General features: G+C 48.5%; 9 protein-coding genes. 4 read left to right on the top strand and 5 right to left on the bottom strand.

What is annotated here, in order from left to right:
- From HY879_24395 to msrB, 3 genes are all read left to right on the top strand, one after another.
- A partial coding sequence (locus tag HY879_24395; GenBank protein MBI5606486.1) for an ABC transporter permease occupies positions 1-815 on the top strand: 815 nt, incomplete at its 5' end.
- A 1-nt stretch (position 816) separates the two neighbouring features.
- Entirely contained in the window at positions 817-1596 is a 780-nt protein-coding gene (locus HY879_24390) for an ABC transporter ATP-binding protein (protein ID MBI5606485.1), read from the top strand.
- A gap of 311 nt (positions 1597-1907) precedes the next feature.
- A complete protein-coding gene (msrB, locus tag HY879_24385) occupies positions 1908-3026 on the top strand; it encodes a peptide-methionine (R)-S-oxide reductase MsrB (protein ID MBI5606484.1) in 1119 nt (372 codons plus the stop codon).
- Positions 3027-3050: 24 nt separating this feature from the next.
- Here the strand turns inward: msrB and HY879_24380 are convergent, their stop codons facing one another.
- Positions 3051-4448, bottom strand: coding sequence for a hypothetical protein (locus tag HY879_24380; GenBank protein ID MBI5606483.1), 1398 nt, complete (start codon positions 4446-4448; stop codon positions 3051-3053).
- 338 nt (positions 4449-4786) lie between these two features.
- Here HY879_24380 and HY879_24375 point away from each other — a divergent pair, with 338 nt between their 5' ends.
- Complete coding sequence (locus HY879_24375; protein ID MBI5606482.1) at positions 4787-4975, top strand: hypothetical protein; 189 nt, start codon at positions 4787-4789, stop codon at positions 4973-4975.
- A gap of 92 nt (positions 4976-5067) precedes the next feature.
- Here HY879_24375 and HY879_24370 read toward each other — a convergent pair whose 3' ends face one another.
- The 4 genes from HY879_24370 to HY879_24355 form a co-directional block, all read right to left on the bottom strand.
- Positions 5068-5256, bottom strand: a complete 189-nt coding sequence (locus tag HY879_24370; protein ID MBI5606481.1) for a hypothetical protein — start codon at positions 5254-5256, stop codon at positions 5068-5070.
- Positions 5257-5378: 122 nt separating this feature from the next.
- Positions 5379-5801, bottom strand: a complete 423-nt coding sequence (locus HY879_24365) for a winged helix-turn-helix transcriptional regulator (protein ID MBI5606480.1) — start codon at positions 5799-5801, stop codon at positions 5379-5381.
- A gap of 802 nt (positions 5802-6603) precedes the next feature.
- On the bottom strand, positions 6604-7863 hold the full coding sequence (locus HY879_24360; GenBank protein MBI5606479.1) for an outer membrane protein transport protein: 1260 nt from the start codon (positions 7861-7863) through the stop codon (positions 6604-6606).
- Between the two features lie 113 nt (positions 7864-7976).
- Positions 7977-8330, bottom strand: a 354-nt coding sequence (locus HY879_24355; protein ID MBI5606478.1) for a hypothetical protein, incomplete at its 5' end; no start/stop codon positions are given.

The following is an 8330-nucleotide window of genomic DNA, read 5'->3' as shown; positions in this document are numbered from 1 at the left end:
TTAGCTTCCGGGTCCTTTCTTTTCCCGACCTTACCGTTGATGGAAGCTTTGTTCTGGGCGGGGCTGTGGCTGCCAAGATGATTGTTTCCGGTTATTCCCCCCTTCTGGGAGTCCTCCTGGCCCTGGCGACCGGTTTCTTGGCCGGGTGCGCCACCGGGATGTTGAACACCCGTCTCAAAATCAACAGTCTCCTGGCCGGGATCCTGGTCATGACCATCCTTTATTCGGTCAATTTAAGGATAATGGGCCGTTCCAATACCCCCTTGCTGAACCAGGAAACCCTTTTTACGCCCTTCGAGGAAACCCGGATCCGCTGGTTTTTAATCATCCTATTTTTTGGTTTGATCGTTTTTCTCAGCAAGTTCCTGACCGATCTTTTATTGCGGACCCGGATCGGTTTGGCCATGCGGGCCACCGGGGATAACGAACAGATGATCCGGGCCCTGGGAGTGAATACCGATCAGATGACTGTTCTGGGACTTGGCCTTTCCAATGCCTTTGTGGCCCTTTCCGGGGCCCTGGTGGCCCAACATCAGGGGTTTGCCGATATCGGTATGGGTATCGGCATGATCGTGGCCGGATTGGCCGCCATTATTATCGGAGAAACCCTGCTCAGGGCCAAATCGATCGGGATGATGACCCTGGCTGCAATCCTGGGCTCCTTTACCTATCGCCTGATCATCACCACCGGGCTCTGGCTCGGTCTGGCCCCGACAGATTTGAAGATGGCCACCGGAATCATGGTCATCCTGGCCCTGGGTTTACCGGCCCTTAAAAAGGGAAAAGAAGAGAGGCCTTTGTTGCGCGGGATTTGATATGGTCCTTATCCGGGATTTGAAAAAGATATTCAACCGCCGGACGGTTGACGAAAAGGTCGCCATCAACGGCCTTGAGCTGACGGTTGAAAAAGGAGATTTCATAACCGTCATCGGCTCCAACGGCGCCGGTAAGACCACCTTGCTTAATCTTATCGCCGGCACTTACCTGCCGGATGAAGGGAAAATATTCATTGACGGCCTGGAGATTACCCGGTTGAAAGAACATCAGAGGGCCAAATTCCTGGGCCGGGTCTTTCAAAACCCCGGCCTGGGCACGGCCCCCTCGATGACCATTGCCGAAAACCTTTCCATGGCCGAACTCAGGGGGTGTTTTCGAGGGCTTTCTTTCGGTGTCACCCGGTCGGGCCGGAAACGTTATCAGGAAATTTTAAGGCCTTTGGATCTCGGACTGGAAACCCGGCTTTCGGACCGGGTCAGCCTCCTTTCAGGAGGGCAGCGCCAATGTCTGTCCTTGATCATGGCCACCCTTAACCCCCCCAAGGTTCTCCTTCTTGACGAGCACACGGCCTCTCTGGATCCCAAAACCGTAGAAAAGGTCATGGCCTTAACCGATCGGATCATCCGGGACCATTCCCTGACGGCCATTATGGTCACCCACAATTTGTCCCAGGCCATCTATTATGGCAATCGTCTGATTATGCTTCATGAAGGAAAAATCCACCTGGATATCCAGGGGGATGAGAAAAAAAGCCTTACCGTGCCGGAGGTGATCAAACGGTTCGGCGGGACCTTAAAAGACGAAACCCTCCTTTGTTGAAGGATGGTAGATTACATTTGGTGGACTTGTAAAAACTCGTCATTCCCGCGCAGGTCTGCGCGGGAATGACGACTATATGAGATCTCCCACTTTTTACGAACTGGTCCTATTTGAATTTCAAGCCAATAATTTCCAATATCTTTGACCGTTATATTATCCTTTTGACATAGTATCCCCCCCAAAAGTCCTGCTTTTCCCTGATCACCCCTCTTGCCTATCAATAAAAAGAGCTTATATTTTAAAAACGAGCCGTTTAGTTCCTTTTGTTTATTACAAACCGGAAAAAAAAGAGAGGATCCATGGTGGTCTAAATGAATAACAGAAAAATTTTTTGGGCCATTGCAGCCATCGGCCTTTTCTTATTGATTATGGCCAGTCAACCAACTGAAAGTTCAAACCAAAAGGCGGGAAAAACCATGACCGAAGAAAAGAAAACCAGTCAGCAAGCCACCTTGGCCGGAGGTTGTTTCTGGTGTACCGAAGCCGATTTTGAAAAGCTTCCCGGGGTGAGCAAGGTGATTTCAGGCTACACTGGCGGACACAAAAAAAATCCCACTTATAAAGAAGTATCGGCAGGAACAACCGGCCATGTGGAGGCGATTCAGGTCTTTTACGACCCCTCCCGGGTATCCTATACCACTCTGCTTGATTACTTCTGGCGCCACATCGATCCCACGGATCCAGGTGGACAATTTGTGGACCGCGGCGAGCAATACCGCAGCATCATCTTCTACCATGACGAGGAACAAAAAAAACTGGCCGAGAAATCCAAAGAAGCGCTGATGCGTTCCGGCAGGTTTACCAAACCCATCGCTACTGAAATACTGCCGTTTACCCAGTTTTATGAAGCAGAAGAATATCATCAGGATTATGCCAAAAAAAATCCCTTGAGATACAAATATTATCGCTATAACTCCGGAAGGGACCAATTCCTGAAAAAGAATTGGGGGGAATCCAAGCTTAATCTTCCGATTGAGAAAGAAAAGGGTTATCAAAAACCGGATGATGCCGTCCTGCGGAAAAAACTGACCCCCCTGCAATATGAAGTGACCCAGAAAGAGGGGACCGAACCGGCTTTTAAGAATGAATACTGGGACAACAAAAAAGAAGGAATCTATGTGGACATCGTTTCTGGGGAACCTCTGTTCAGCTCCCTGGATAAATATGATTCCGGTACCGGCTGGCCGAGCTTTACCAAGCCCCTGGAGCCGGGCAATATCATTGAAAAAGAGGATCGAGGCTTTTTTATGCGGCGGACCGAGGTCCGGAGCAAACACGGCGATTCCCACCTGGGCCATGTCTTTAATGACGGGCCAAAACCCACGGGATTGCGCTATTGTCTGAATTCCGCGGCCCTCCGTTTCATTTCCAAAGAAGATCTGGAAAAAGAGGGCTATGGGGGTTATAAGGCCTTTTTTGGGGGAAAGTAGGTTTGTTCCGGCCTCAGGATATGATTAATCAGGATTACCGGCCTGCAGACATTTTTTAAAATCAAATGTCTTGAAAGAACTTACCGTTTCCTCAAGGCGCCTTCGGTCTTCGGTGCTTTTTGGTTCCGAAAGGCCAGTCAGGTGCTGTTGCACCTTCTGGGCCGCTTTCAAGGCCATAGCGCTTTTTTCGGGAGTAGTAATGAGCACCCCTTGTTTTCCTTCCTCGTGCCAAAGGGGGATGACAGCAATTTGATTATCCTTATCCAGAAATAAATTTCTATTATTCTTATCCAGTTTGAAGGTGGCTCGGGCAAAATGGGGGACATTCGGGTCGGCATTCATGATTTTCACCGTCCCGGAGCCTTCTTCTTCCCAGGGCGTAACTTTCAAAATGAGAAGACCGGAATCCGGAAGAATGCGGTCATACCCGATCGGCTGCCGGTTTTCCACCAGATAATAGGATCTTTCACTAACCGGTATTTTTACCACCAGTTTATCCCCTTTTCGGGAAAGAGGGGAAAGAAAGGTAAAGGCCGTCTCTCCGGGTTTAATTAAGGAAACCTGATCCGGATCGATCCAGCCCAACCGGATTTTTGTAAAAGAGGAAAGGCCCGGTGAGGGGGCGTCCCGCTTGATAAAATGCTCCGACATAATGTCCCAGGGCCCCATATAAATGGCATGATTCTCCGGAGAGGGTGGTTTGGAAGCATCCGACTGCCGCTCAAAATCATACAGGCAAGGGACCAGGCGTTTGCTGTCGTAAATCCCACCCAGGGCATGAAAAAAATCGTGGGCGAACATCCCCAGATGGGCGTTTTCCGTCCCTACAAAAATACCACCATTGAATTCTTTTCCCCCTTTAGATTTCAAAGTAACAAAGTCCGCTTTCCTCCTGACGCCGGTTAACATCCCCGGATTTGCGCAATAACAGATCATTCCGTAGCCCTTTCCCGGCGTGGTGAAGGCCCCGGGTATGATCAGCATATGCTGGTACCGGGAGAAATCCACCTGATTCTCGATGGCGGTCATGGTATCTTCAATAAGTTTCTTAACCCTTGTCCGGTCGACTTTAAAATTATAGGGGCTCACATTGTACCGGGTTATGGGATCCGGCAAGTCAATCCAACCCCTGAAATCGGCTTTCACCCAGGCCAGGTCGTAGGATTGTTCTCTTACATAATGGTTCAGGGCATCGACCACCCTTTTTCGGGTTCGTTCCAAAGGCGATTTCGGCTCCACATCCGGGAATCTAACCGCTGCCATCAGGACGCGCAATTCTCCTCTGGCCTGTTTCGAGTGGGGTCCCAATAGGGCATCATCCTCTCCCAATTTGGCCTGAACCCCTTGGGGCCAAAACAAAACAGATAAAACGACCAGGGCCACCGCTTTCCAAAACCAAGGACCGAAATCTTTTTTTCTCATCTTTTCCCTCCCGTGGCTTTTTGCAGCAATTCTATCAGGACGCCAATTTTCGCCGATACCCGCAGATTCAAGAGATAAACTCAAAGCTGAAAGCTCAAAGAGAAGACCTGCATCTTGAAACTTGAAACTTTTTTTCAAATTAAATCTTGGCAATCTGCACGATCGGCCCTCTGCCGATCCGAGTCGATCTGCGTCCATTTGTGTTCGGTTGATATCCGAGGTAACGGACTTATTTTACCAGCTTGCCTTTTGCAGTCAATCAGATTATTTAATCCTTTGCATTGCTGATCCCTTGATTTATGATGAAGCACTCATCCGCAACAAGAAAGGTTTAGAAAATGATAAAAGCGGTGGCCATCATACAAATCCTCTTTATCCTCCTGATCGTAGGGTTCAGCACCTATCAGCTTTTTCAAGGTCGCTTTGAATTGAGTCTGGGGGTACTCCCTCTTCTGATGGGCTATTATATATTTGTGACCCTCCGGAACAGGAGAAAATCCTCCTCCCAGAATGAGGATCGGCCGTAAAAGAAAGGAGGATTTATTCGGGATCTTGCTTTCGCTGAGCGTTCCCGGCCGATTTTATCGGCCGGGAACGGTTGGGTTGGTTATGGCCCTATTCAGGCATTTTGAAGTTTGTTGATACTTTCCTGGACCCCGACCAACTCCTTTTTGAGTTGTTCCTGATACGCTTCCAGTTTCTCTTTTTCTTCCCGGACACTCAGGAAACGACGGGGAAAGTCGGTGCATCCGCAACCACAGGCGGTTTGCCGGGTTTGAGGTCGTTGGATATTCGTTTCACAACACATGGTTCATCACCTCCTTTTTTAAGTGTTATTTTGCAGGACCGATACCTGAAGGAATAAAGTCTCTATCGAAAAATAGTTAAGTAGTTAAGCTATAACTTAATTATAAAGCCAAAAAAAATTACCTACTTCTTCTCTTGAGACTCTATCCCCTTAATCCTCTCCTGAACCAATTTGAGCCTGGTTTTAAGCTCCTCCTCATATTTTATTAAGGATTTCAAGTCTGGATCGCCTTGTACATTCTCTTCAAAATTACAGGTCCCCTGGCATCCGCAGGTGCAGACTTCATTTAACACCTGTCGGCAGCATTCCAGGGCCTCCTCGTCGACCGTATAGGGAATCCAGTAGCCTTTACGTTCACTTTTGACCAATCCGGCCTGTTTTAATATTTTAAGATGCTGGGATACGGCGGCTATAGATATCCCGATCGATTCGGCAATACTTTTAGCACCCAGGGGACCTTTGGATTTTAGCAGGTCCAGCATCTTTACCCGCGTGTCCACGCTCAAGACCTTAAACATTTCGGAAGGATCTGTTTTTTTTTCCATGTTTTTTTGGATGGGTTATTTGTTGAAGTAATTTAGAATATACTTAAATATAATCTCCGGAAACATCATTGTCAAGAATTTTTTCTTTAAAAATAGTTGACAAGGGAAATATATAAAAATATATTTATATATAAATAAGTTAATCTATGAAGGGCCGAATTTTTTTTACGGGGAGGGAGGTAAATTCTATGGGCAAAATAATCTCTATAGGGATGCCACTTTCTTGTCTACCAATGAGGTCGTCCATCATTTGAAGTAGACCGGCTTCAGTGACTTCCTGTTCCGCCAAACCATCTTTGAAACTCCGTCAGGGATGAAGTCTGCGGATTCGTTCAGGTCGGGCCTTGAAGGGGGATCTTTTGCTGTAGTGCGGGGACTAAAATGCTTACCAGAGAAACCAGACTGAGAAAGGAGAACGATAATGGTAAAGGTACGCTGTTTTATGAACGAACCCAATGGAAAATCTTGAAAGCATTTTCAAGAAATGCTGCCTAGGTTAGGCAAAAAATATGAAATTCAAACTGAGATTACCTCCAAGCCAAGGGCCGAATACCAGAGGAGTGAATATGTTGAATCGAAGCTGCCGTTTGCCCCGGCAATTCTGGTGGACGACGAGATTGTTGTTCAGGGCTCCGACGTGGGAGAAGATAAATTGGAAAATGTCATTCGCTCTCATCTCGGACTGCCCCCTCTTGAGCCGGAAAAGAAAGACGTTCATGGAGGCCCAATTACGATAATATAATAAGAGGCCGGGGGTCATCCAAAACCCCCGGTCCCAATAAAGCATTAAGCCCTCATCGAATTAAAATCTCCAGGTCAAGCCGAATTCGATGCTGTTTTCACTCAAGTTTGATTCAATCGTCACGGGTTGCCCATTCAGGGCCGTGCCCCGTTCCTTTATGCTGTTTGAAAAGGCATGGGTATAGCCGAGGTTGATGGCAAAACGATTGCTAAATTCGTAACCGATGCCGAAGGTCACATGATGTTCGACCACCGCCGGAAATCCGATGGCCCTGAAGGTTTCATAGTAATAAGTCGGCATGGTTTTTCCCTGGACCTGTTTGGGAGCAAAACCAACAAAATTATTATGCTCACTCACCGGATTATTCCCGTAATTGTATCCGGCTCGCAGGGCCAACTTGGGGGTGACTTTATATTGGGCACCAACGCCGAAGACATACTGATCTTTCCAATCAAAGTCACTGTATCCCTTGGCATTGTTCCAATTGATCCACTTCCCGTTTAATTCAATCAAAAACATATTGGGAATAAGATCAAAAGCTACCCCCAATCCCACCTGTTGGGGGGCTTCCAACTCCAGGTCGTCGGCCGAACCGTCGCCGTCAAAATCCCTGACCTTGGCATGCTTTACGGTCTGAGGGGTCAGATAAGTAAGTCCCATAGAAACCCGGTCATGGATTTTATAGATCGTGCCTAATTGGACCCCGAATCCATAGCCGTTGGATGACCCGCTGCGTAAGTCAAGAGTGGCATAGTCGATATGGGTGGCCAGGCCGATGGAAAATCGACTGTCGGGCTGAAAAGCGATGGAAGGGGCGAACTTCATGATCTGCAAGCCGGTATATTCCCCGGCCACCAGAGGAAAACCGCCAAATCCTGCAAAGCGGGATTGATCCAGGGCCGTGTTCCGGTAATCTACTCCAAGTCCGGTAACCCCGTAAGCCGCCAGGCCGAATCGCCAGAGGGGCAGGGCGTTGGTGATCGGGACAGACAGGCCGATGGCCGGAATGGCATATACACTTTCAGTACTGTTGGCTTGATAGGTCGTCCCTCCCAGGTTGATTTTGGCATCAACCTTGGGCATAAAGAGGGTCCCGGCAAAGTTAAACTCGGAATTGGGACAAAAGGGTCCAAAGCACATAGCCGCCGGATTGGCGAATACCGCACTGATGGCGTCCTGAGGGGCCGCTATACCGACCCCGCCCATGGACCTGGAAATGGGGCCTATGTTCATCAGATTATCCCCATTGGTGGCATATCCGTAAGGTATACCAACGACCATCACCAAAAAAACAATTAATACAGAAAATCTCTTTTTCATTTTTCCTCCTTACCAATTGTTTGCGATCTTTTTAAAAAATCCCCCTGTTTTTGTTTGAGGCCCTCCTTTCTCATCCGGAAACCCGAAGTTTCCGAATGAATAGTCAATAAGTCCTACTGCACCAGGGCATCGGCCACCATGGAGGATAGAAATTTTACCTCCACTCCCATTTGGTAATGGTCATTTAAATTGCTGAGCTGGGTATGGCAGTTCTCACAGGCTGTGGTCAAGATCTTGGCCCCGGTTTTATTGACCTGATCCACCTTGACCTTGGCGGATTTCATCCGGAAATCCAGATTTTCTTCACCCAGGGCGACAAATCCGCCACCGCCCCCGCAGCAATTTGAGGGGATATCCGGTTCTTCTGCTGGATGTGTGGGTGGGCGTCGGCCCGGGCGTGCTGGTCGCGGGACCCGGTTGGCCGGGCGCCGGGCATCGCTCTGTTCGGATGGCGGGATGGCGGGCGT

Source organism: Deltaproteobacteria bacterium, from assembly GCA_016219225.1.
GTDB lineage: Bacteria > Desulfobacterota > RBG-13-43-22 > RBG-13-43-22 > RBG-13-43-22 > RBG-13-43-22.
The sequence above is the reverse complement of the archived record's forward strand: the minus strand, read 5'-3'. Positions and strand labels throughout refer to the sequence as shown.